The 22,634-nt window shown below is 69.7% G+C and carries 20 protein-coding genes; 9 read left to right on the top strand and 11 right to left on the bottom strand.

Translation table 11 applies throughout. From position 1 onward, the window contains the following. The first annotated feature begins 83 nt into the window (after positions 1-83). The 6 genes from G7B67_RS03460 (at position 84) to G7B67_RS03435 (ending at position 7,159) form a co-directional block, all read left to right on the top strand. The gene (locus tag G7B67_RS03460) at positions 84-1,043 is read left to right on the top strand and encodes an acetyl-CoA carboxylase carboxyltransferase subunit alpha (protein WP_166207895.1); all 960 of its coding nucleotides are present in this window, start codon (positions 84-86) and stop codon (positions 1,041-1,043) included. Between the two features lie 74 nt (positions 1,044-1,117). Further along, on the top strand, positions 1,118-2,377 hold the full coding sequence (gene tilS, locus G7B67_RS03455; protein ID WP_166207892.1) for a tRNA lysidine(34) synthetase TilS: 1,260 nt from the start codon (positions 1,118-1,120) through the stop codon (positions 2,375-2,377). Between the two features lie 178 nt (positions 2,378-2,555). Continuing rightward, positions 2,556-2,819 (top strand): exodeoxyribonuclease VII small subunit, encoded by a 264-nt coding sequence (locus G7B67_RS03450; RefSeq protein WP_166207889.1) that lies wholly within the window; start codon positions 2,556-2,558, stop codon positions 2,817-2,819. After that, positions 2,812-3,717 (top strand): polyprenyl synthetase family protein, encoded by a 906-nt coding sequence (locus G7B67_RS03445; RefSeq protein ID WP_166207886.1) that lies wholly within the window; start codon positions 2,812-2,814, stop codon positions 3,715-3,717. Before G7B67_RS03450 ends, G7B67_RS03445 begins: the two co-directional genes overlap by 8 nt. 155 nt (positions 3,718-3,872) lie before the next feature. Beyond that, positions 3,873-5,735: a CHASE2 domain-containing protein gene (locus G7B67_RS03440; RefSeq protein WP_166207883.1), complete on the top strand. Its 1,863-nt coding sequence runs from the start codon at positions 3,873-3,875 to the stop codon at positions 5,733-5,735. A gap of 83 nt (positions 5,736-5,818) precedes the next feature. Beyond that, positions 5,819-7,159 (top strand): M48 family metalloprotease, encoded by a 1,341-nt coding sequence (locus G7B67_RS03435; RefSeq protein WP_166207880.1) that lies wholly within the window; start codon positions 5,819-5,821, stop codon positions 7,157-7,159. Between the two features lie 61 nt (positions 7,160-7,220). Here the strand turns inward: G7B67_RS03435 and G7B67_RS03430 are convergent, their stop codons facing one another. From G7B67_RS03430 to pmbA, 3 genes are all read right to left on the bottom strand, one after another. Continuing rightward, complete coding sequence (locus G7B67_RS03430) at positions 7,221-7,697, bottom strand: DUF4870 domain-containing protein (RefSeq protein WP_166207877.1); 477 nt, start codon at positions 7,695-7,697, stop codon at positions 7,221-7,223. A gap of 109 nt (positions 7,698-7,806) precedes the next feature. Then, positions 7,807-8,178 carry a DUF4870 domain-containing protein gene (locus G7B67_RS03425; RefSeq protein ID WP_166207874.1) on the bottom strand — a complete coding sequence of 124 codons (372 nt, stop codon included), beginning with the start codon at positions 8,176-8,178 and terminating at the stop codon, positions 7,807-7,809. Positions 8,179-8,283: 105 nt separating this feature from the next. Next, positions 8,284-9,663, bottom strand: coding sequence for a metalloprotease PmbA (gene pmbA, locus G7B67_RS03420; protein ID WP_243412237.1), 1,380 nt, complete (start codon positions 9,661-9,663; stop codon positions 8,284-8,286). A gap of 64 nt (positions 9,664-9,727) precedes the next feature. On the opposite strand from pmbA, the gene yjgA reads away from it, so the two are divergent. After that, positions 9,728-10,276, top strand: a complete 549-nt coding sequence (gene yjgA / locus G7B67_RS03415) for a ribosome biogenesis factor YjgA (protein WP_166207868.1) — start codon at positions 9,728-9,730, stop codon at positions 10,274-10,276. 131 nt (positions 10,277-10,407) lie between these two features. On the opposite strand, the gene tldD is transcribed toward yjgA, so the two are convergent. The 4 genes from tldD to G7B67_RS03395 all read right to left on the bottom strand — a co-directional run bounded on the left by tldD (position 10,408) and on the right by G7B67_RS03395 (position 18,075). Next, on the bottom strand, positions 10,408-11,850 hold the full coding sequence (tldD, locus tag G7B67_RS03410) for a metalloprotease TldD (RefSeq protein WP_166207865.1): 1,443 nt from the start codon (positions 11,848-11,850) through the stop codon (positions 10,408-10,410). An 88-nt stretch (positions 11,851-11,938) separates the two neighbouring features. Then, positions 11,939-15,829, bottom strand: a complete 3,891-nt coding sequence (locus G7B67_RS03405) for a YhdP family protein (protein ID WP_166207862.1) — start codon at positions 15,827-15,829, stop codon at positions 11,939-11,941. 96 nt (positions 15,830-15,925) lie between these two features. Then, positions 15,926-17,419: a ribonuclease G gene (rng, locus tag G7B67_RS03400; protein WP_166207859.1), complete on the bottom strand. Its 1,494-nt coding sequence runs from the start codon at positions 17,417-17,419 to the stop codon at positions 15,926-15,928. Continuing rightward, positions 17,416-18,075: a Maf family protein gene (locus G7B67_RS03395; RefSeq protein ID WP_166207856.1), complete on the bottom strand. Its 660-nt coding sequence runs from the start codon at positions 18,073-18,075 to the stop codon at positions 17,416-17,418. Before G7B67_RS03395 ends, rng begins: the two co-directional genes overlap by 4 nt. A gap of 118 nt (positions 18,076-18,193) precedes the next feature. On the opposite strand from G7B67_RS03395, the gene G7B67_RS03390 reads away from it, so the two are divergent. Further along, a complete protein-coding gene (locus tag G7B67_RS03390) occupies positions 18,194-18,940 on the top strand; it encodes an SIMPL domain-containing protein (protein ID WP_166207853.1) in 747 nt (248 codons plus the stop codon). A 262-nt stretch (positions 18,941-19,202) separates the two neighbouring features. Then, positions 19,203-19,874 (top strand): energy transducer TonB, encoded by a 672-nt coding sequence (locus G7B67_RS03385; protein WP_166207850.1) that lies wholly within the window; start codon positions 19,203-19,205, stop codon positions 19,872-19,874. 42 nt (positions 19,875-19,916) lie between these two features. Here the strand turns inward: G7B67_RS03385 and rlmH are convergent, their stop codons facing one another. From rlmH to holA, 4 genes are all read right to left on the bottom strand, one after another. Beyond that, positions 19,917-20,387, bottom strand: coding sequence for a 23S rRNA (pseudouridine(1915)-N(3))-methyltransferase RlmH (gene rlmH, locus G7B67_RS03380; protein ID WP_166207847.1), 471 nt, complete (start codon positions 20,385-20,387; stop codon positions 19,917-19,919). A gap of 34 nt (positions 20,388-20,421) precedes the next feature. After that, on the bottom strand, positions 20,422-20,835 hold the full coding sequence (gene rsfS, locus G7B67_RS03375) for a ribosome silencing factor (protein WP_166207844.1): 414 nt from the start codon (positions 20,833-20,835) through the stop codon (positions 20,422-20,424). A gap of 101 nt (positions 20,836-20,936) precedes the next feature. Next, positions 20,937-21,599 (bottom strand): nicotinate-nucleotide adenylyltransferase, encoded by a 663-nt coding sequence (gene nadD, locus G7B67_RS03370; protein ID WP_166207841.1) that lies wholly within the window; start codon positions 21,597-21,599, stop codon positions 20,937-20,939. Next, entirely contained in the window at positions 21,596-22,633 is a 1,038-nt protein-coding gene (holA, locus tag G7B67_RS03365) for a DNA polymerase III subunit delta (protein ID WP_166207838.1), read from the bottom strand. Before holA ends, nadD begins: the two co-directional genes overlap by 4 nt. Between the last annotated feature and the right edge of the window lies 1 nt (position 22,634).

The raw sequence follows: 22,634 nt of genomic DNA, 5'->3' as shown, positions 1-22,634 counted from the left end.
CTCACCCCAACCCTCTCCCGGCGGGAATGGGGCTCTGGCCGCCCCCGTCGGCTAGACTGTCGCTTTCCGCCCGCCTGCCCTCGATGAATCCGAACTACCTCGATTTCGAGCAGCCCATCGCCGATCTGGAAGCGAAAATCCAGGAACTGCGCCATGCGAGCCATGGCCCGGCGGTCAACGTCGATGCCGAAGTCCATGCCCTGCGCGAGAAACTGCGCCAGCGCACCGCGCACATCTTCCGCGACCTCAACCCCTGGCAGGTCTCGCAGCTGGCGCGGCACCCGGCACGGCCGTACACCAACGACTACATCCGCGTGATCTGCGACGAGTTCCAGGAGCTCGCCGGCGATCGCGCCTTCGCCGACGACGCGGCCATCGTCGGTGGCCTGGGGCGGATCGACGGCCGCAGCGTCATGATCATCGGCCACCAGAAAGGCCGCGACACCAAGAGCAAGGTCCGGCGCAACTTCGGCATGCCGCGCCCTGAGGGCTACCGCAAGGCGCTGCGGCTGATGAAGCTGGCCGAGCGCTTCGACCTGCCGATCCTGACCTTCATCGACACTCCCGGCGCCTATCCCGGCGTCGGCGCCGAGGAGCGCGGCCAGTCCGAGGCCATCGCGCGCAACCTGCTGGAGATGTCCGAGCTCCAGGTGCCGATCATCTGCACCGTGATCGGCGAAGGCGGCTCGGGCGGCGCGCTGGCGATCGGCGTCGGCGACCGCACGCTGATGCTGGAATACAGCACCTATTCGGTGATCACCCCCGAAGGCTGCGCGTCGATCCTGTGGAAGTCGGCGGACAAGGCGCGCGACGCCGCGGAGCAGATGGGCATCACCGCCAAGCGCCTGCTCGAGCTGGGCCTGATCGACAAGCTCATCCGTGAGCCGATCGGCGGCGCCCATCGCAACCCGACCCAGATGGCGCGACGGCTGAAGGCGGTGCTGGTCAACGAACTCGACGCGCTCGAGCAACTGCCTGCCGAGGACCTGTTGCAACGCCGCTACGAGCGCCTGCGGGGCTACGGCGCCTACGAGGCGGCGTAGGCGCAGGCGCGCGCGACGCCGCCCAGCCGACAGCGATCGAACCGGTGATCGCCCTCGCCCCACCCCCGGCTCCCATGACCGGCCGACCGCTGCTGGTCGGCTTCAGTGGCGGCCTGGATTCGGCCGTCCTGCTGCACCTGCTCGTCGCCGATCCCGCCTGCCGCGCGCTTGGCGTGCGCGCGATCCACGTCGACCACGGGCTGCATCCCGACGCGGCGCGCTGGTCCACGCATTGCCGGGCGATCTGCGAGGGACTTGGGATCGGGTTGACCGTTGTCGCGGTCGATGTCGCTACGTGCAGTGGCCACGGCATCGAGGCCGCCGCACGCGACGCGCGCCACGCCGCCTTCGAGGCGGCACTGCACGGCGATGAAACGCTGGTGCTGGCCCATCACCAGGACGACCAGGCCGAGACATTGCTGTTGCGTGCGCTACGCGGGTCCGGACCCGATGGATTGGCGTCGATGCGGCCGTGGCGCGCGTACGGGCGCGGTTGGCTGTGGCGACCGTTGCTGGGCGTGCCGCGCTCGGGACTGCTGGCGTATGCGCGCGAACACGCCCTGGCCTGGATCGAGGATCCGTCCAACGACAACGACGGGCCGGACCGGAATTTCCTGCGCCTGAACGTACTGCCCACGCTGCGGACACGCTGGCCTCATGCCGCGCAGGTGATGGCGCGCAGTGCAGCACTTTGCGCGGAAGCCTCCACGCTCCTGGCGGCAGAGGATGCGCGGCTGCTCGAACAACTGCAGGCAGGCGACGGCGCCACGCTCGATGTCGCGGGATTGCGCGCGTTGCCGCCCACGCGTCGCAGCCGCGTCCTGCGCGCCTGGATCAGCGCGCTGGGCCTGCCACCGTTGCCAGCGCAAGGCGTGGAACGGATCGAACGCGATCTGCTGCATGCCGCTCCCGATGCGCAGGCATGTTTCGCGTGGTCGGGCGCTGCCGTACGCCAGTGGCGTGGACGGCTGCACGGCGCGCGCGAGCACCCCGGATGGCCCGCCTCATGGCGCGTCGCATGGGATGGCCGCCGACCATTGCCGTTGCCGGTTGGCGGCTCGATCGAACTCGTCGGCGCCAGCACATTCGACATGCCGGTATTCGCCTGCGCGCGGCAGGGCGGGGAGCGCATCCTGCTGCCCGGCAGGACGCATTCGCACGCACTCAAGCACGTCCTGCAGGACGCGGGGCTGCCACCCTGGGAGCGCGCGCGCGTTCCGTTGCTGTGTTCCACCGGGGATGAGGTCCTGGCGGCGGGTGACGTGGTGGTTTCATCCGCGATGGAAGGGTGGTTGCGTGAACGCGGGGCGAGCTTGGCCTGGTCGCGCGGATAGCGAGGCGCGGCAACGCGTCCAGCCAATCGCCGCGCGAGGTGTCCTTCGTCATTCAACGCATTGGATCGCCGCGGTTGAAGCCGCCCCGCAACGGCTGTCTGCGACCCCTACAGCGAGCATGACGCGCGTTCTGGCCGGCTCGATTGACCGTCCCGCGGCGCCGCCGCACACTTGCCCCATGGCCCGCAAACCTGTCGAAGAACCCTCCCCCGTCGCCGACTTCGAAGCCTCGCTCGACCAGCTCGAGCAGCTGGTCGGCAAGATGGAACAGGGCGAAATGAGCCTGGAGGAATCGCTGGCCGCGTACGAACGCGGCGTCGGGCTGTACCGGCGCTGCCAGGCCGCGCTGGAGCAGGCAGAATTACGCGTGCGCCTGCTCAGCGATCCCGAGCACCCGGCCAGCGCCGAGGCCTTCCCGGGCGGTCCCGCGGCCGATGCCTGAGTCGTCCGAGGCGGCCGATCGCGCCGCCGGATGGCGCGCGCGCGTCGAGGCCTGCCTGCAGCGCGCGCTGTCCTTGGGCACCGCGCCTTCCAGGCTCGATGCCGCGATGCGCCACGCCACGCTCGATGGCGGCAAGCGCATGCGCCCGTTGCTGGTCTATGCGGCCGGGACGGCCTTCGGCGCGACGGAATCGTCGCTGGATGCGCCTGCCGCCGCCGTCGAGTTGATCCACGCTTATTCGCTGGTGCACGACGACCTGCCGGCGATGGACGACGACGCGTTGCGCCGGGGCAAGCCGACCGTGCACGTCGCGTTCGGCGAGGCCACCGCGATCCTCGCCGGCGATGCCTTGCAGTCGCTCGCCTTCGAACTGCTGGTCGAAGCACCCGCCTCGGCGGACATCCGCGTCGCCGCCCTGCGCGAACTCGCGATCGCGGCCGGCGCGCGCGGCATGTGCGGTGGCCAGGCGCTGGACCTGGCCGCCACTGGCAGCGCGGCCGGCACCCTCGCGCTGCCCGACGCGATGGCGCTGCAACGCCTGCATGCATTGAAAACCGGCGCGCTGCTGCGGGCTTCGGTGCGGCTGGGCGGAATCTTCGCCGGCATCGACGCCGCGACGACCCTGCGGATGGATGCTTTCGCCGATGCACTGGGGCTCGCGTTCCAGATCCGCGACGACCTGCTCGACATCGAAGGTGACAGCGCCACCCTGGGCAAGACCGCCGGCAAGGACCAGGCGCAGGCCAAGGCGACGTTTCCCGCGCTGCTGGGCATCGCAGGCTCGCGGCAGCGCCTGCAGGAATTGGCCGGCGCGATGCGCGATGCGCTCGCACCCCTTGGCGCGCGTGGCGCGATGCTGCAGCGGCTTGGGCAGCAGGCGATCGACCGCGTGTCGTGAAGGCGGTGGGATGGCGACCGCCCGGCCATTCCACGTCCGGTAAGCGGGCATGAATTCACGATCCTGATCCGTCGCGTCCTTGACACCCGCGCGCGCGCAGGCCGATGCTCGGGCGGGCGCGCGCCGGGGGGCGCGCATGGGGATTGCGGGTGCGCATGCGTTGGCGCCAGTTGCTGTCGTCGTTGGAAGCCGGCTTCGCCTGGCTGGGTTTCAGCTTCGTCGATCGCTGGGGCGCGCTGGAGCGCGGCTACCGGCGTCCGTTCGCGAAGATCGCGTTGCGGCTGGGCTTCGGCCTGTATCCCGCGCTCGCCCTGTGCGCGGTCGGCTGGCTGGCCTGGGACTGGAACCACGGCCGCAGCCTCAACGCCGCCGAGGACGCGATCTTCGACCAGGTGATCCAGCTGCGACCGTGGGAACCCCAGCCTTCGGGCAAGGTAGTCGTGGTCGAGATCGACGACTGCTCGATCGCGGCCGAAGGTCCCTGGCCCTGGAGCCGCGCGCAGCATGCCGACCTGCTCGATGCACTGGATCGCGCCGGCGTGCGCGCGGTCGGTTACGACGTGATGTTCGTCGAGCCCTCCCGCGCGGACCCCATGGGCGACAGCACGCTGGAGGCCATGGCCGAAGGTGGCAATGGCCGCTTCGTGTTCGGGTCGACGGTGGCTCCGGATGCATTCGCCGGCGGGCCGGGCGCGAAGCCGGTGTCGAAAGCCCCGGGCGCATTCCCGGTCGTCGCGCATCCGCGGCGCCCGGGCGAGCGCATCGCGTTGCTGCTGCCCTACGGCCAGGCGATGGCGCAACACAGCGCGCTGCTGGATGTCGTGCGCGACGGCGACGCGATCATGCGCGACGTACCACTGCGCAAGACCATCGGCGACTGGGCGCTGCCCTCACTGGGGACCCAGGTCGCGGCGGCGGCGAGCGGGCGTTCCCCGGCCTCGTATCCGGACAGCATCCGCATCAACTGGCGCAGCAAGCCCGCTGACCGCCTGTCCTACGTCAGCGCCGCCAACCTGATCGAGGGCCGCACGGTCTGCGGCGACCGCCACGCCGCGTTGCCGGACCTGCGCGGCAGGACCGTGCTGGTCGGCTACACCGCCGCCGGCCTGAGCGACATCAAGCCCACGCCGGTCAACGCCGCCACGCCAGGAGTCGAAATCCATGCCGAAGCGGTCGAGGCGCTGCTCAACGACAGCGCGATCTGGATGCCGCCGGCCGGCTTCAAATACCTGCTGGCCGCCGTGCTGGTGCTGCTGACCGGTTTCGTCTTCCATCGCGGCGAGCCGGCCTGGGAGATCGATGCGATCTTCGTTGCCAGCAACCTGGTGCTGCTGGCGGTGTCGTTCATCGGGCTCACGGCGTTCGGCGTGTTCTTCGACATCTTCGCCGCGCTGGGCTTCGTGAGCCTGTGCTTCGGCTTCTGCCGCATCTATGCCGCGACCCAGCGCGGACGTGCGATCGGCAATGACGATTACCGGCCGCAGTTCGATCCCGACCAGCATCGCTGGCTGGCGCTGGCGCGGCTGCGCTTCGTGCCCGACGCCGGGGTCGACGAGCCTGCGCTGGAGCGGCGCTTGCGCGAATACCGGCGGCGGTTGCGCCGTTTCCTCTACCTGGGCACCGACGCGGTCGCACTGGAAGGCATCGTCGAATACAAGAGCTGGCTGTGGGAAGCGATGAACGACGTCACCGTGCTGATGTGGGGCGGCCCGGACCGCGCCGCCGTCGCCGCGACCGCGGAGCGCGAACTGCGTGCGCTGCACGCGCACCTCACCGCGCATGAACACCTGCTGCCCGACGACGGCAGCGTACGCGTGGCAAGCATGATCAGCGTCGCCGTCGCCGACGATGAAACCATCGCGCAGACGCGCGCACGCACCTGCGCGGTGCTGGGGCGGCTGCTGCAAAGCCAGGACGAGCGGCCGTTGTCGATGCGCGATCCGTTTTCCGCCGACGAGACGGCGACTTCGCCGATCGAGCAGGCAACGACGCCCGTACCCGCGGCGCTGGTCGAATGAAACCCGTGCTGCGACGCTGGCCCCTGCGCGCCAGCGAATCCGTTGTATCCACCACTGCACCGTCCGTGTGTCCGGAGAATCCCATGCCCGCTTCGCTTCGCTCCCTGCTGGCCCTTGCCCTCGTGGCCCTCGCGCCCATGGTCCTGGCCGCCGACCTGGCCGGCGTCATCCACAAACCAAGCGTGGACGTGCACAGCGGGCCGGACTTCGCCTCGCCCACCGTGGCCACGCTCAAGCGCGACACGCCGGTGAGCGTCTCTGGCCAGCAGGGCCTGTGGTACGAGCTGGCGTTGCCGGCAGGCAAATCAGGTTACGTGCGCGTCAACGAGGTGCGGATGGCCTATGCGGGGAAGGAAAACTCCAGTGCCAACCTCAGCGCGCTGTTCACCGGCAAGGCCGGCAAGGGCCGGGTCACCGAGACCGCGGGCGTGCGCGGCCTGGACGAAAGCGACCTGAAGTCGGCGGGCTTCGACGCCGCGCAGCTGGCCAAGCTGGAAAGCTACCGCCTGTCGCCGGAAGCCGCCGCCGCGCAGGCGCACGCACGGGGCCTGGGCGACACCCAGGTGGCGTACGCCGTCGAGGCAAAACCGGCATCGGCGAAGACAGGCGCCGCCACCCAGGCGAAAAAGCGCGGCGGCCTGTCGATGATGCGCGGGCTGCTGTCGACGGTGGGCTTGGATACCGGTACCGCGGGCGACGCAGCGCTGGATGTCGCCGATGCCGCCGTCGGCAAGTCGGAGGAAGAACAGACCGCCGAGGAACTGGCGCTCGGACCGGAGATCGCCGGCCGCATCCTGGGTGCCGCGAAACTCATTCCCGATGACGAGGCACAGCGCCGGGTGAACCGCATCGGCCGCTGGATGGCCTCGCATTCGTCCCGTCCGGAACTGCCTTGGACGTTCGGCGTGATCGAGGCGCCCGAAGTCAATGCCTTCGCCGCGCCGGGCGGCTACATCCTGATCACGCGCGGCATGTACGCATTGCTGGCCAACGACGACGAAGTCGCCGGCGTGCTCGGCCACGAGATCAGCCATGTCGTGCAGCGCGACCATTACAACGTCATCCGCAAGCAGGAGATGGCGTCGGCCAGCGAGAACGCCATCGCCGACAACGTCAACGTCGGCGGCGGCCTTGCCGGCAGCCTGGCCAAGGACTACGTGCGCAGGCACGGCGCGGCGGTGATGCTGACCAGCCTGGATCGCGGCGCGGAGTACCGCTCGGACGAGGCGGCCGAAATCTACCTCGCGCGTTCGGGTTACAACCCGCTGGGCCTGTACTCGGTGCTGCAGAAGATGACCGCGCTGGGCACCCGATCGGCAAGCCTGGCGCAGCTCTACAAGACCCATCCGCCGCTGGCCGAGCGCCTGGACCGCATCGACAAGCGCGCGTTCGCCGGCCTGGAGCGCTACACCCAGCGCAAGTAAGCCGCTCCTGCGAAAGGCCGCTCCTGCCAGGCTGCCCGCTTCGGACAGCCTCGCCGGTCGCTCACCGGAACAGCCGCAGCGACAGCGGATAGCGGTACGGCTGCCCGTTGAACGCATGCACCGTCGCGACGATGCTGCACACCAGCCACAGCACCGCGATGCCCGCTGCGGCGAATGCCAGAGCGATGCCGGCCGGAATCGTCAGGATCAGCCCCAGGCCCAGCGTCAGCACCGTCGCCCCGACCAGCGCGATCGCGATCACGACCGCCGCGCAGGCATAGATGAACATGCTGAGGTTGAAGTTGATCGCCTCGCGGGCGTGGTCGGCGACGAACGCCGATTCCTGGTGCTTGATCGCATAGACCACCCCGGCGCCGGCAACCCCGGCGCCGCCGGCGACCCAACTGGTCAGCATCGCCAGCACGAGTGCCGAAAGATGCGCGCTGGCGGCCCAATGGCGCTCGTTTTCGCCGGGTGCCTGCGCGTCGGCTCCGGGCAGGTGGCCGCTGGCGGGAAAGGCCTGGGATGCCTGGATCATGGCGCGCTCCTGGCCCGGAAACGGACCGGCCTGTCCCGATGATGGGGACAGGCCGGCGTCGTGCAACCCAACCGATGGCCTATGTGGCCAAGGGCGCGCCCGCGGGCGCTTACTTGATCAGGCGCAATGCGAACGGATAGCGATAGGACACGCCCTCGTTGGCCTTGATGCCGGCGATGATGCAGAAGACCAAGTTCAGTATCCAGACCAGCGGCATCAGCAGCCCACCGATGATGATCACGGCCAGCACGGTGCAGATCGCGTAGCCGATCGCGATCGTGATCTGGAAATTGAGCGCTTCCTTGGCCTGGTCGGTCAGGAACGCCTTGTCGGCCTTGTCCTTGTTGATCAACCAGATGACCAGCGGAACAATGAAGCTGAGCACGATGCCCGACAGGTGCGTCAACATCGCCAGCGTCTTGTCTTCCTGCGAAGCACCGACGGCGGCCGCGGGAGCAGCGGCTTCGTTCATATCACTCATGATTCGATCCCCATGGACAGATGGACGGGTGTATTGCCAGCGTTGGCAGCCCATCGGACCACCTGAACACCACAACGTCAACCTGGGCCGTCAGCGGTCACGGATTCAGTGTTCGCCGGCGACCGTCATCCGCCCCAGAAGGATCGAGCCGGTGCCGATGTGCGAGCGCGGGTCGACGTCGCTGCCCACCGCCTCGATGGCCTGGAACATCGTCTTCAGGTTGCCGGCCACGGTGACGCCGTCGACCGGGAATACCGGCTGCCCGTCCTCGATCCAGAAACCGGCGGCGCCACGCGAATAGTCGCCGGTCACCGGATTAACGCCCTGCCCCATCAGTTCGGTGACGAACAGTCCGCGCCCCATCTGGCGCAGCAACGACGCCTGGTCGCCCGCATTGGCGCGCACCTGCAGGTTGTGGACGCCGCCGGCGTTGCCAGTCGTCTGCAGCCCCAGCTTGCGCGCCGAATAACTGCCCAGCACGTAACGCTGCAGGACGCCCGCGTCGACGATGGCCGAATCGCGCGTCGCGACGCCTTCGGCATCGAACGCCGCCGAGCGGAAGCCCCGGCGCAGGAACGGCAATTCGTCGATCCCGAACCACTCCGGGAAGATTCGCGTGCCGGCGCTGTCGAGCAGGAAGCTCGCGCGCCGGTACAACGCGCCGCCGGAGATCGCGCCCAGCAGGTGCCCGACCAGCGAGCGCGACATTTCGGCCGAAAACAGCACCGGCACTTCGCCTGTCGGCAGCGAACGCGGCTGCAGGCGCGCCGCCGCGCGTTCGGCGGCATGGCGGCCGACCGCCGCAGCCGGTTCCAGGTCGCCCGCCGCAAGCGCGGTCGTGTACCAGCCGTCGCGCTGCATGCCGTCGCCACGCCCGGCGATCAGCGCGCAGCCGATCGTGTGCTGGGTGCCGTGGTCGCGGCCGACGAAACCATGCGAGTTGGCGTACACGTGCAGCGACGCGCTGGTGCCGACCGACGCGCCGTCGGAATTCTCGATCCGCGCGTCGCTGTCGCGCCCGGCGGCTTCGCAGGCCAACGCCAGGTCGATGGCATGGTCGGCGTCCAGCGCCCATGGGTGCCAGGCATCGAAATCCGGAAAGCGCCCGCCCGGCGGCGGCGTCGCCATCAGTTCGGGATCGGCCAGCCCGGAGGCGGGATCGTCCTCGGTGAAGCGCGCGATCGCACAGGCCTGCTCGACCGTCGCATCCAGGCTGTCCTCGCGCAGGTCGGCGGTGCTCGCGCTGCCCTTGCGCCTGCCGAAATACACGGTGACGGAGATGCCCCGGTCGCGGGTGGATTCCACGGTTTCGACCGCGCCCATGCGCACGTTGACGTTCAGGCCGTGCTCTTCGCTGCAGGCGACTTCGGCCTGGCTGGCGCCGCGCTCACGGCAGCGCTCGACCAGCTGTCGGGCGATGTCGGCCAGGCGGTCGAGCGTGGCCTGGCTGTCGTCGCCGGCGATGGCATGGCCCGTGGAGGGGATGACTGCGTTCAATGGCTTATCCTTGCGTGCAAGAGTTTCGATCCCATCGGGAGCACGACGCAGCATGCGCGGACGCGACGAGGACACCGGCGACTACCTCGGCCCCAGCCGCAGCGAGCAGCGGCGCGCGGCGCTGGACGTGCTGGCGCTGGCGCAGCAGCTGTCGGGTTTGAGCGCGTCGCAGCTGGCCAAGCTGCCGATCCCGGAAGACCTGCTGCCGCACATCCGCGAGACCCAGCGCATCACTTCGCATGTCGCGCACAAGCGGCAACTGGCGTTCCTGGCCAAACAGATGCGCCGGGAGGAGGACGCCACGCTGGATGCGATCCGCGACGCGCTGGACGCCGGTGGCGAAGCCGGGCGACGTGAAACCGCGCTGCTGCACCGCATCGAAGGCTGGCGCGACCGCCTGCTGGCCGATGGCGACGCCGCGCTGGCCGACCTGCTGGTCGAGCATCCCGACGCCGATCGGCAACACCTGCGGCAACTGGTGCGCAACGCGATCGAGGAGCGCAACCGCAACAAGCCGCCGCATGCGGCGCGGGAGCTGTTCCGTGCGTTGCGTGAGTTGCTGGTTGAAAGCGCGGAGTCGAGCGGGGACACCGAGCTTTAGCCCCTCGCCCGACGGGAGAGGGGTTGGGATCAGGGTTCGGGAAGCCGATGCCGTTCCACGGCCGCACCGGACCCTCATCCGGCGCTTCGCGCCACCTTCTCCCGCAGGGAGAAGGGAATGGAACAAACGCGTCACGCCTGCGTCCCGCCGACGGTGATCTGGTCGATCAGCAGCGATGGCTGGCCGACACCCACCGGCACCGACTGCCCGTCCTTTCCGCACACGCCGACGCCTTCGTCCAGCGCCAGGTCGTGGCCGATCATGGTCACGCGCTGCATGGTTTCCGGTCCGTTGCCGATCAGGGTCGCGCCCTTCACCGGCGCGGTGACCTTGCCATCCTCGATCAGATAGGCCTCGGTGGCGGAGAACACGTACTTGCCGCTGGTGATGTCGACCTGGCCGCCGCCGAAGTTGACCGCGTACAGGCCGCGCTTGATCGAGCGGATCATCTCTTCCGGATCGTGGGTGCCGGCGCGCATGTAGGTGTTGGTCATGCGCGGCATCGGCAGGTGGGCGAAGGATTCGCGGCGACCGTTGCCGGTCGGCGCCATGCCCATCAGGCGCGCGTTGAGGCTGTCCTGCATGTAGCCCACGAGCACGCCGTCCTCGATCAGCGTCGTGCACTGCGTGGTCGTGCCTTCGTCATCGACGTTGAGCGAGCCACGCCGGCCTTCGAGGGTGCCGTCGTCGACGATGGTCACGCCCGGGGATGCCACGCGCTGGCCGATGCGGCCGGCATAGGTCGAGGTACCCTTGCGGTTGAAGTCGCCTTCCAGGCCGTGGCCGACGGCTTCGTGCAGCAGCACGCCGGGCCAGCCGCTGCCCAGCACCACCGGCATCACGCCAGCGGGCGCATCGATCGCTTCCAGGTTCACCAGCGCCTGGCGCAGCGCCTCGCGCGCCCAGCGCTCGGGTTTGCCGTCGGCCAGCAGCTCCGCATACGAGTAGCGTCCGCCGCCGCCGGCATAGCCGCTTTCGCGGCGGCCGCCCTGCTCGACGATCACCTGCACGTTCAGCCGCACCAGCGGCCGCACGTCGGCGGCGATGATGCCGTCGCTGCGCGCGACCAGCACCGTGTCGACGCCACCGGAAATCCCGACCATCACCTGCTGCACGCGCGGATCGCTGGCGCGCAGCAGTTTGTCCAGTTGCCGCAGCGCCTCGACCTTCTCCTCGTTGCCGAGTGCGTCGATCGGGTCGACACCGGCGTACAGCGATCGCGCATTGGCCGGCACCAGCGCGCGCAGCGCGTGACTGTTGCCATCGCGCGCGATCGCGCGCGCCGATTGCGCGGCTTCCATCAGCGCCTGCGCGTTGATGTCGTCCGAGTACGCGAAGCCGGTCTTCTCGCCGGAAATCGCCCGCACGCCCACGCCCTGCTCGATCGAATGCGCGCCGTCCTTGACGATGCCGTCCTCCACCGTCCAGCTTTCGCGCCGTGCGTGCTGGAAATAGAGATCGCCGAAATCGATGCCCGGTCCGAGCAGGGTGCCGAAGGCACGGTCCAGGCCGTTGGCGTCGAGGCCCGCGGGCAGCAGCAGGCGCGATTGCGCAAGACTCAGCAGTTGGGTCATCGACAGGTCCGGAAGTTGATGCGGTGGGAGGTGATGTGCAGGGGACGTGCAGGCCGCCTGCAGGAAGTGCGGGCGCAGGCGGTCGCAATCAACCCGGCGGTGATTCCAGGGTCGCAGTTTCCTGCCGCGACTGTTCGCGGCTGATGATCTCGACTTTCGGGTCTTTCCACGGCCCGGTCACGCGATAGGTCTTCGAGGCCAGGCGGCCGAGCGGCTTTTTCAGCACCGCATTGGCCGCCGCGCCGATCGCCGCCCCCACCGGACCGCCGGCCAGCGCGCCGGCCACGGTCAGCAGGTTGCCGGCCTTGGGAAACACGTCGATCGTCTGGTCGAACTGCTGCGCAGCGAGGTCCGTCGTCCCCTGGATGCGCAGCTCGGCCGCCGGCCCGTTGATCACCAGGTTGTCGGTGCGCGCTTGCCCGCCATCGATGCGCACGTCGCCTTCGAGCTTGTCGAAGGCGAAGCCCCTGGAGAAGAAATCATGGAAGTCCAGGGTCAGGCGCCGGGGGATCTGCGCCAGGCTCAACAGCCCGAGCACGCGCCCGGCGCCAGGTTCGACTTCGGTCAGCTGGCCATCGCGCACGCCCAGCTTGAGCGTGCCGCTGAGCGCCTGCAGGCGGAACGCTGCCGGAGCGCCGCTCCACGACGCATCCAGTTGCGCCTTGCCCTGCCCGCGTGCGAGCTGGCCGCCATAGCCCAGCGCCGCCAGCAGGGCGCCGAAGTCGTCGCTGTCGAGCGTGCTCGACAGGTGCGTGCGTGCGTTGCTGCCGCGGCCGGTCCAGTCGCCCGCGATGTCGATGCGCTGCCCGGGTGCGCGCGTCTGCAGCCTGTCGACATGCAGGCCGCCAGCCTGCGGCCGCGTGCGCAGGATCGCCCCGCCCAGCCTGGCATCGCCCAGCCGGAAGTCGGCGACATCCAGCGAGAGCGGCGGGATCTTCGACGGGTCGATCTCGGGTCCCGTCGCCGCCGCCGCGCCTGGCGCCGACGCCGGAACCGCGCGCCAGTGCACGCGCTGGAACTGGCCGCTGATCGCCGCGCCGTCGGCATCGGGAATGCGCACCACGCCGGCAAGGGAATCGCCCTGCACCTGCACCGCGGTGCCACCGGCGGTCGGCGCGACCTGCACGCGGGCGGGTCCAAACATGCCGCCCACCAGCCGCAGGCGATCGGCGCTGACGTCCACCGCGCGCAGTGGCATGGATGCATTGCCGCCCGCACCGCCGGCGCTGTCGTTGCTCCCCTTGCCCTTGACGACCGCGATCCAGTCCAGCGCGTCCAGCGTGCCGGCGTGGCCGCCGATCACCAGGCCCGACGCCGGTGGCGCCTGTGCGACGGTATTGCTGCCCAACGCGATCCGCATCGCCACCGGCGTGTTGTCGCCGCCCCGGGCACGCACCGCCAGCAGGTTGCCCAGCGCCACGGTGGTTTCGCCATTGCCCAGCGGCAGTGCGGCATCGATGCTGGCAGGCAGCGCCACCGCCGCCGCCTTGCGCAGCGGCTCGGGCAAACTCAACGCGGTCCCCACCAGGTCCGAACGCAGGCGCAGCCGACTCGGTGCCACATCGCCCTTGCCGCCGCTGGTGCGCGGGATCGCGACACCCACCGTCCACAGCGAACTGCCACTCACGTAAGGCTGCAGCCAATCCAGCGCCGGCGCGCGACGCAGCAGGTCATCGGCGGCGACGGTGGCCGCCAGATCGGCTTCGAATGCCTGGCGGCGATCGCGGGTGAATCCGCCAGCGCGCAGCGACAGCCTGCCGGGCTGGCCGTCGTGGACGACAGCGAGCCGATCGGCCTCGAAGCCGCCGTCGCCATAACGCGCGCGCCCACGGACGTTGTCGAAGGCGATGTCCCAGCGCTTCTCCACCAGCCGCGCGCCGGCAAGCGCAACGGTGCCATCGAGCGTGCCATGGACATCGGCATGGAACGGCTGCTGCAGCCGGAAGGTCACCGCCGCCAATCCGGTGGCGACGATGCTGTCGATGGCGTCGCCATAACTGTCGTGCAACGGACTGTGGCGCAGCAGCACCAGCAGCCGCGACGCATCGCCACCGCCATCGGCGGTCACCAGCAATTCCGGCTCGGCGAAATCGGCAATCCGGCCATCGAAATGGCGGACGCCGACGCCATCGAGGATGCCCTTGCCCGCGACGTGGAAACCGTTCCCCGCGAACGCCACGTCGGCGTCGACATGTTCCAGGGCCGGCCACTTGGGATCGAACTTCAGCAAGGCGTCGTGGATCCGGCCGGTCGCCTGGAAGATGCCGGCCCGCTTGGCGGTGCGTGCATTGGCCACGCCCGCCACCGGCCCGGCCTGGCCGGCGAACGGCCATTGGGAAAGATCGCCGGAAATCACCGCGCGTCCGTCCTTTACCGTGCCACCGAGCAGCGCTTGGTCCAGCCACTTCGTCGTGGCAGGCGCCATCAGGTAATGCACCCAGAATCCGTGCGAAGCCACCACCGGCACGTCGCCCAGCTCGGCGGTCATGTCGATGCGGGCGCCGCCGGGACCACCGAACACCAACCCGCCATGCACCGTGGCGTCGACGTCGGCTCCCGAAAGGCGCAATGCCGGCGTCGCCACTGCCCAGCCGTCGTCCGTGCGCCAGGCCACCACTTCTCCATGCAGCCCGAATCCGTGCGGCTGTCCGAAACCGGCGGGCCAATCGAAGCGGAACAGCGAGGACGGATCGAATGCGAAACGCACGCCGCGATCGTCGCCGTCGAGCGTGCCGGACAGGCCCGATATCCCGGGGGCGTTGCCGATCGCGGCGAACGACAGTCCATCGATGCGGCCGCTGGCATGCATTGCGCCGCCCCTCCTGCCACTGACGACGATGGCATGCAGCGATGCCTGGGGCCGTGCCTGCAGCAGCCAGCGACGCAACCCCGGGGCGAGGCGATCGCTCAGTGCGAGCGCTGAAAACAACGGACCCGCATCGACTTCGTCCGCAAGCAGCCCGTAGCGTTCACCGCCGGCGACGACCAGCCCGTCGAGAACCTGCTTTCGCTCATCGTTGGCGATCCGCAGTTGGGCCGCATCGACGCGCCAGCCACCTTGCACCACGCGCCAGCGTGCCAGCGCCCGCACTTGCCCATAGACGTTGCCGACGCCCGCCGAACCGGCCACGCCCGGCACCGGGGCGCCACGCAGGCTGACGTGGTCGAGCGCGGCATCGATCGTCACAGCGGTCACGCGATGCGCCCGCAGTTCGGCCCAGGCCTGCGCCTGCCCACTGCCGCCGATGATCCCGACGCCCGCGCCGTGCAGCAATGGCGCCCATGCCGACAGGTCGGCGCGCTTCAAAGCGAACCACGCGCGGCCATCGCCGCTGCCGCGGTCGAAATCGAGCACCGCTTCGACCGGCGACCGCCCGGCTTGCGACCACGCGCGCACTCCCGCGCGAAGGCGTCCGCCATCCACGCGCAGGCGGACATCCACGCGCGGCAACCGGGCGTCGACCGCCAGGTCCGCGGCGATCACCCGCAGGCGTGCGCCAATGATCTGCAGCTCGCCAAGGCCCTCGAGCGTATCGAGCGGATCGCCCGCCGCAGCCTGGTCCTGGCCCGGGAGTCCATGCACGCGCCAGCGCCCATCGGGATCGCGCTCGAGCGTCAGGTCCAGGCCGCGCAACCGCAACTGGGTGAACGAATGTCCCGGCAGCAACCCGGCGTACTGCGACACCAGCATTTCCGCGTCGCCAATCACCACCGCCTGGGCACCCTGGCCCACGCGCATGCCATCCAGGCGCAGCAGGGGGCCACGCCGCGTCCACTGCGTCTCGACCCTGTCGAAACGCACAGGGCGTCCCGCGCGTTCGCTCAACCAGGCGGCGATCCGATCTGGGTGGCGCTCGGCCAGCGGGAGCAACTGGCTGACCACGCCGGCGAGCAGCGCCATCGTCACCAGCGCGATCGCGACGGCATACCAGGCGCCGCGACGTGCGAGCCGCAGGCGGCGGCGCAGCGGCGTGGTCATGCCTCCACTCCGCTGCCTACGCCATGGTTGCAGGAAGTGGCCCCGGGCACGCCCCCGGCTGCCCTGCTCACCCACCTTCCGCCATGCGCGCGTCGTTCAAAGGAGCACGACATCGAACTGTTCCTGCAGGTACTGCGCGTCGGCCTGGAAGCGGATCGACTTGCCGAGGAATTCCTCGAGTTCGGCCACGGCGGCGGATTCCTCGTCGGTGATCCGCGCGACCACCTTCGGCGAGGCCATCACCAGCAGGCGCGCGGCCTCGAACTGGCGGACGGCGCGGGTGATCTCGCGGAAGATCTCGTAGGTGACGGTTTCGGCGGTCTTGAGCATGCCGCGGCCGCCGCATTCGTGGCAGGGTTCGCATAGCTGGCGCTCGAGCGATTCGACCGTGCGCTTGCGCGTCATCTCGACCAGGCCAAGCGGCGAGAAATCGTAGACCGTGGTTTTGGCATGGTCGCGCGCGAGCGACTTCTCCAGCGTGCGCAGGACCTGCCGGCGATGCTCGGCGTCGTGCATGTCGATGAAGTCGATGATGATGATGCCGCCCAGGTTGCGCAGGCGCAGTTGCCGCGCGACCGCCTGGGCTGCTTCCAGGTTGGTGCGGTAGACGGTTTCCTCCAGGTTGCGCTGGCCCAGGAACGAGCCGGTGTTGACGTCGACCGTCGTCATCGCCTCGGTCTGGTCGATGACCAGGTAACCGCCGGATTTCAGCGGCACCTGCTTTTCCAGCGCACGCTTGATCTCGTCTTCGACGCCGTAGAGGTCGAACACCGGTCGCGCCCCGCCGTAGTGCTCGATCTTCTCCGCAAGCCCGGGCATGTACTGCGCGGCGAAGGTGCGCAGGCGCTCGCTGGTTTCGCGCGAATCGACTTTCACCTTCTCCACGCCGCGGCGCATCAGGTCGCGCACCGCGCGCATCGGCAGGCTCAGGTCCTCGTACACGCAGGCGCCGACGCGGGTCGATCGGACCTGTTGTTCGATCAGTTTCCAGGCGCGGTCGAGGTAGGCAATGTCCTCGCCCAGCGCTTCGGCCGGCTGGCCCTCGGCATTGGTGCGCACGATGTAGCCGGGGCTGCCGACCCCGGTCGACAATTCGGTGACGATGCCTTTCAGGCGCGCGCGCTCGGTCTCGTCCTCGATCCGCGCCGAAACCCCGACCAGGCGCGACTGCGGCAGCAGCACGAGGTAACGCGAGGGAATGCTCAGCTGGGTGGTCAGCCGCGCGCCTTTGCTGCCGATGGGATCCTTGACCACCTGCACGACAACCTCGGCGCCCTCGCGCAGCAACTCGGTGATCGAAGGCACCGGTGCCGGACTCGGCGGCACGGGGGTCGCGTCGCCATCGATGGCGCGGGTGGGCGCCGGGCGCAGGATGTCGTTGGCATGCAGGAACGCCGCCCGCTCGAGGCCGATCTCGACAAAGGCCGCCTGCATGCCGGGCATCACCCGCTGCACGCGGCCCTTGTAGATGTTGCCGACCACGCCACGGCTCCAGCCGCGTTCGATGTGCAGTTCCTGCAGCATGCCGTTCTCGACCACGGCCACCCGTGTCTCGCGCGGCGTGACGTTGACGAGGATTTCTTCGGTCATGCCGTGGTGCCCGGCTGGACGACGCGCGTCTCGCGCTGGAAGGCGGGGTCGCCCGCGGGTTTCGGGCCGCGAGGCCCGCCGGCCACGCGTGGCGCACCCGCAACCACGCCGGCGGCGACCAGCAGACGCGCTGTCTCGTGCAGTGGCAATCCCATCACGCCGGAGTAGCTGCCCGACAGGTGCGCGACGAACGCCTGTGCGGCACCCTGGATGCCGTACGCGCCAGCCTTTCCCTCGGGTTCGCCGCTGGCGACGTAGGCCGCGATGGTGGCGTCGTCGAGTTCGGCGAAGGTGACTTCCGATTCCGACAGCGCATGCGCCTGTTGGCCCGACGAGACGAGGGTCACCGCAGACAGCACCCGATGGGTGCGGCCGGACAGCCGTCGCAACATCCCCACCGCATCGGCGGCGTCCCGCGGCTTGCCGAAGACGACATCGTCGAGGACGACTTCGGTGTCGGCCCCCAAAACCCAGCCATCCGGCACCTGTCGCAAGCCGGCCATGGCCTTGTCCCAAGCCACACGGCGAACGTAGTCGACAGCGGGTTCCAGCGGCCGCCGATGTTCGGGCACATCGACCCCGACGATGATGAAATCGACATTGAGCAGCGCGAGCAGGTCGCGACGGCGCGGGGATTGCGAGGCAAGATGCAGCATCGGGGAAGAATAACCCGCGTGCCCGGGCGGCCTTGCCGTCGCGCGCGCAAACCCCGAATGGGCTCACGGTTCGTTCACCGGGCCGGCTCGACCCTCGCCCGCAACCACGGAGTCCCGCATGTCCCCGATCGCCAAGCCCCTGACCGTAGCCATCCTGGCCCTCGTCTTCCCGTTCGCCGCCGGTGCCGCCGCGACGCAGGCAACCGTGGATCCCACGGGGGCAACCGGCGCCCCCGGCGATGGCACGCTGCTCGAAGTCACTTCGCAAGCCGAAGCAACGCACGCCCCAGACGTGGCCACGGTTTCGGCCGGTGTAGTGACCCAGGCCGCCGATGCCAACGCCGCGATGCGCGACAACGCCACCACGATGGACAAGGTGATGCAGGCGATCAGGGCGGCCGGCATCCCTGCGCGCGACATCCAGACCGCAGGCGTCAGCCTCAATCCGCAGTATCGCTACGTCGAGAACCAGAATCCCGTCATCACCGGCTACCAGGCCAGCAACACGGTGAACCTGAAGGTCCGCGACATTTCCCGGCTCGGCAAGGTGCTCGATGCGCTGGTCGCAAGCGGCGCCAACCAGGTCAACGGGCCCAGCTTCGAGATCGACCAGCCCGAGCCGGTCTATGACGAAGCCCGCCGCGATGCCCTGCAACAGGCGCAGGTACGTGCCGCGATGTACGCCAAGACGCTCGGGATGCGCGTGCGGCGGATCGTCAGCATCAGCGAAGGGGGCGGCTTTCGGCCGCCGGGTCCGGTGCCGATGTTGATGTCGCGCGCCAAGGCCGAGAGCGACACCGCGATTTCACCCGGCGAGACCTCGCTCAGCGCAACGCTCGACGTCGTCTTCGAACTCGGGCGCTGAGCGCTGACGACGACCGACCCCGCTGGGGCGTGTCGATGACGGACGCGCCGCCTCGATGCGGCCGACCGCGCCGCCGGTCGCTGGGATCCTCCCGGCGGTCCGGCGCGGCTATCCAGGCCTATGGGCGCGGCGCACATTCGAAGCGCGGCCGTGACCGGGCAGCAACCAACCCCTTCCCCGCCGCCGGCGCGTTCGCGACCGTGCAGGCGCGCTGTCATGCCGCCTGCGCATCCACGCAGCGGCAGACAACAGGAGGCGGCACATGGCCCATGCAACCCACCCCTCGTCCCAACCATTCAACCACCTGCATCCAGACGGCAAGCGCATTGCCGGACTGTCGATGGCGATCATGTTCAACGTCGGACTGTTCATGCTGCTCGCGGTCCCGCTGCATGCGCCGCCCGGGATCGCGTTGCCGGACCGCGGCCCGGTCCTGACCTGGATCGTCCCGAAGCCGGAAACGCCCAATCCGCCGGTGGTGCCGGTCGAGCACCACCACACCGCCGTGCACCATGCCGCGGTAACCCGGCCGGCGCAGACGACGCCGGTGGCGCCAGTGTTCGTCCAGGCCGATCCGATGCACGTCGAAGCATCCGATCCGCCCGCGATCACCCAGCAGACGCAGACCCGGGAGACCGGAGACAGCGGCACACCGCTGCCCGGCGTGCGGCTGGAATATGCCGACGCCCCCGCGCCCGCCTATCCGCGCGACGCGCTGCGAGATGGCATCGAGGGCACGGTGCTGCTGCGGGTGCTGGTCGACGTCGACGGCCGCCCGTTGCAGGTCGACGTGCAGCGCAGCAGTGGCGATCGCCGGCTCGACCTGGCCGCACGCAGGCAGGTGCTTGAGCACTGGCGCTTCCGTCCGGCGATGAAGGACGGGCGTGCGATGCAGGCGATCGGGCTGGTGCCGATCGGTTTCAACCTGCGGTAAGCCTTCGGTGGAAGATGGCCGGCGCAGGCCGGCCATCGGCGCTCAACCGCGGTGGTAAGGATGGTTGGCCAGTTGCGCCGCGGCACGATAGAGCTGCTCGGCGACCAGCAGCCGTACCAGCATGTGCGGCAGTGTGAGGGGTCCCAGCGACCAGCTTTCGTCCGCGCGTGCGGTCACCTCCCCCGAATGTCCTTCCGGACCGCCGATGAGGAAGGCCAGGTCGCATCCGAGCCCGCGCCAGTGCTCCAGCCGCTGGGCCAATTGCTCCGATGTCCATTGCCTGCCGGGGACATCCAGCGCCACGACGTGCGCACCCTTGGGCAGGGAAGCCAGGACACGTGCGCCTTCGTCGGCGGTCGCACGGGTGGCGTCGCGACCCTTGCCACGCAGTCCTGGCTCGACCTCGACCAGTTCCAGCGGCAGCCAGTGCGACAGGCGCTTGCGGTATTCGCCGAACCCTTCGGACACCCAGGCGGGTGCGCGTTCGCCGACGGCGATGAGCCTGGCTTTCAACGTGCCGTCGCGACGACGCCGGCGAAGGCGCCGGTCAGAACCGGCCTTCGGCTGCGGTCTCGATTTCCGGCGGCTGGTCGCCCACCGTCCACAGCCGCTCCAGCGCGTAGAACTCGCGCACGCGCGGCAGCATGACGTGGACCACGACGTCGCCCAGGTCGACCAATACCCATTCGGCCTCACGCTCGCCTTCCACGCCCAGCGGCTGGACGTCGAGCTTCTTGGCGAATTTCACCACTTCGTCGGCGATCGACTTGACGTGGCGGGTCGATGTGCCCGAGGCGACCACCATGAAGTCGGTGACGCTGCTCTTGCCGCGGACGTCGATTTCCACCACGTCGCGCGCCTTGAGTTCTTCGACCGCGTCCATGACCGTCTGCAGCAGCACGTCGGTCGGCGGGGGAGGATTGGGAAGTTGGGTCTTGATGACCTGGGCTTGGGTGGCCAAATGCAATGGACTCGTGGAGGGTCGCGGGTTGCGCTTCCGGCGCCGGAGCGCGGAGAGGCGCCCGGATTATAGCCGGGCTGCCGGTCGGGGCCCGATGACAGTCAGGCTCCCCGCGTCCCGTAGAGCTGGTGCGCCACGATGTAGTCGGCCACCGCCGGCGCCACCAGCCCGCGCCAGGGCAACCCGGCGGCGATCCGCTGCCGCAGGTCGGTCGCCGAATGCGCCTGCAGCGGCTGGCGCAGGCGCAGCACCCGTCCGTGCGGCTGCTGGTGCAGTGGGGCGGGATCGTCGGTCAGGCGGCCCGCCAGCGCCGTGTCGAGTTCGGGCGCCAGGCTGGCGTCCAGCGGGCTGCCGGGGCGCTCGGCAACGATGAAATGCGCCAGCCCGAGCAGCTCGCCCCACCGCTTCCAGCTCGGCAGGCCGCGGAAGCTGTCGGCGCCGACCAGCCACGCCAATGGGGCTTGCGGGCCGAATTCGGAGCGCAGTCCCGCCAGCGTGTCGACCGTCCAGGTGCGGCCGCCGCGTTCGACTTCGCGCAGGTCGATGCACAGCCCCGGAATCCGGGCGATCGCCAACGCCACCATGGCCGCGCGGTCGGGCGCGCCGGCGCCCGGCAGGGCTCGATGCGCCGGATCCCCGGCGGGCACGAAGCGCACGTCCGCATCGCAGGCATCGCGCGCGGCGCAGGCGACAGCGACGTGGCCGTCGTGCACCGGATCGAAGGTGCCGCCGTAGAAGATGCGCAGGCTGTCGTTTGGTGTCACGAGGCCAGCAGCGCCTGCGCGCGCGGATCGGCGACCGCCAGCAGCAGGCGCTCCAGCGCGACCCAGGCATCGCCTGCCGCACGGCCTTTCGCGATCCGGTCGACCAGCGCGGCCTCGGCAACGAAGCGCTCCCAGCGCGGTGCCGGATGGCGGGCGAGCGCGCGCCGGTAAGCCGCCTGCCGCGACTCCCAGATCTGTTGCGCGCGGAATTCGGCGGCGAGGTTGCCGCCACGCGCCTGCACCCGCGCAATCGCCGCGCAGCGCTGCAGTTCCCGGATGACCATCCCCAGCAACGCCAGCACCGAATCGCCTTCGCCGCGCAGGCCGGCGAGCATCCGCGATACCAGCGCCGGTTGGGCGTTCATGGCGGCATCCAGCAGGCGGAAGACATCGAAGCGCGCCGCATCGGCGACCAGCGCATCCATCCGCTGCGCGTCGAGCGGGCTGCCGTCGCTGAGCAGCGCGAGCTTGTCGATTTCCTGCGCGGCAGCCAGCAGGTTGCCCTCGACGCGTTCGGCCAGGCGCTGCACCGCATCGCGATCGGCGCTGAGACCCCGGCTGCGCAGGCGGCGATCGATCCAGTCAGCCAGTTCATGCGGTTTCACCGCCCAGCCGATGACCGTCGCCCCGCACTGGCCGACCGCCTGGCTCCACTTGCCGCCGTGTTTCATGCTCCATTCGCCACAGGTCACCAGCAGGCAGACGTCGGCGGGCGGATCGGCGCAGAACTCCATGATGGCTTTCTCGCCTTCCTTGCCCGGCTTGCCGGTGGGCAGGCGGATCTCGACCAGACGACGGGTGGCGAACAGGCTCGGCGCGCGGAAACTGGCCTCCATCGCCTTCCAGTCCGGCTCGCGCTGGTGCCCCTCGGCCTCGAAGATCTCGCGCTCGCTGATGCCCTGGGCGCGAGCCGCGGCGCGTATGGCGTCGGCGGCTTCCAGCAGCAGCAGCGGTTCGGGACTGGCAACCAGCCATGCCGGACGCAGCGGACCGGCCTCGAGTTGCGCCGCCAGCCGGTCCGGTTTGATGTCCATG

The organism is Cognatiluteimonas telluris, from assembly GCF_011320095.1.
GTDB lineage: Bacteria > Pseudomonadota > Gammaproteobacteria > Xanthomonadales > Xanthomonadaceae > Cognatiluteimonas > Cognatiluteimonas telluris.
The sequence above is the reverse complement of the archived record's forward strand: the minus strand, read 5'-3'. Positions and strand labels throughout refer to the sequence as shown.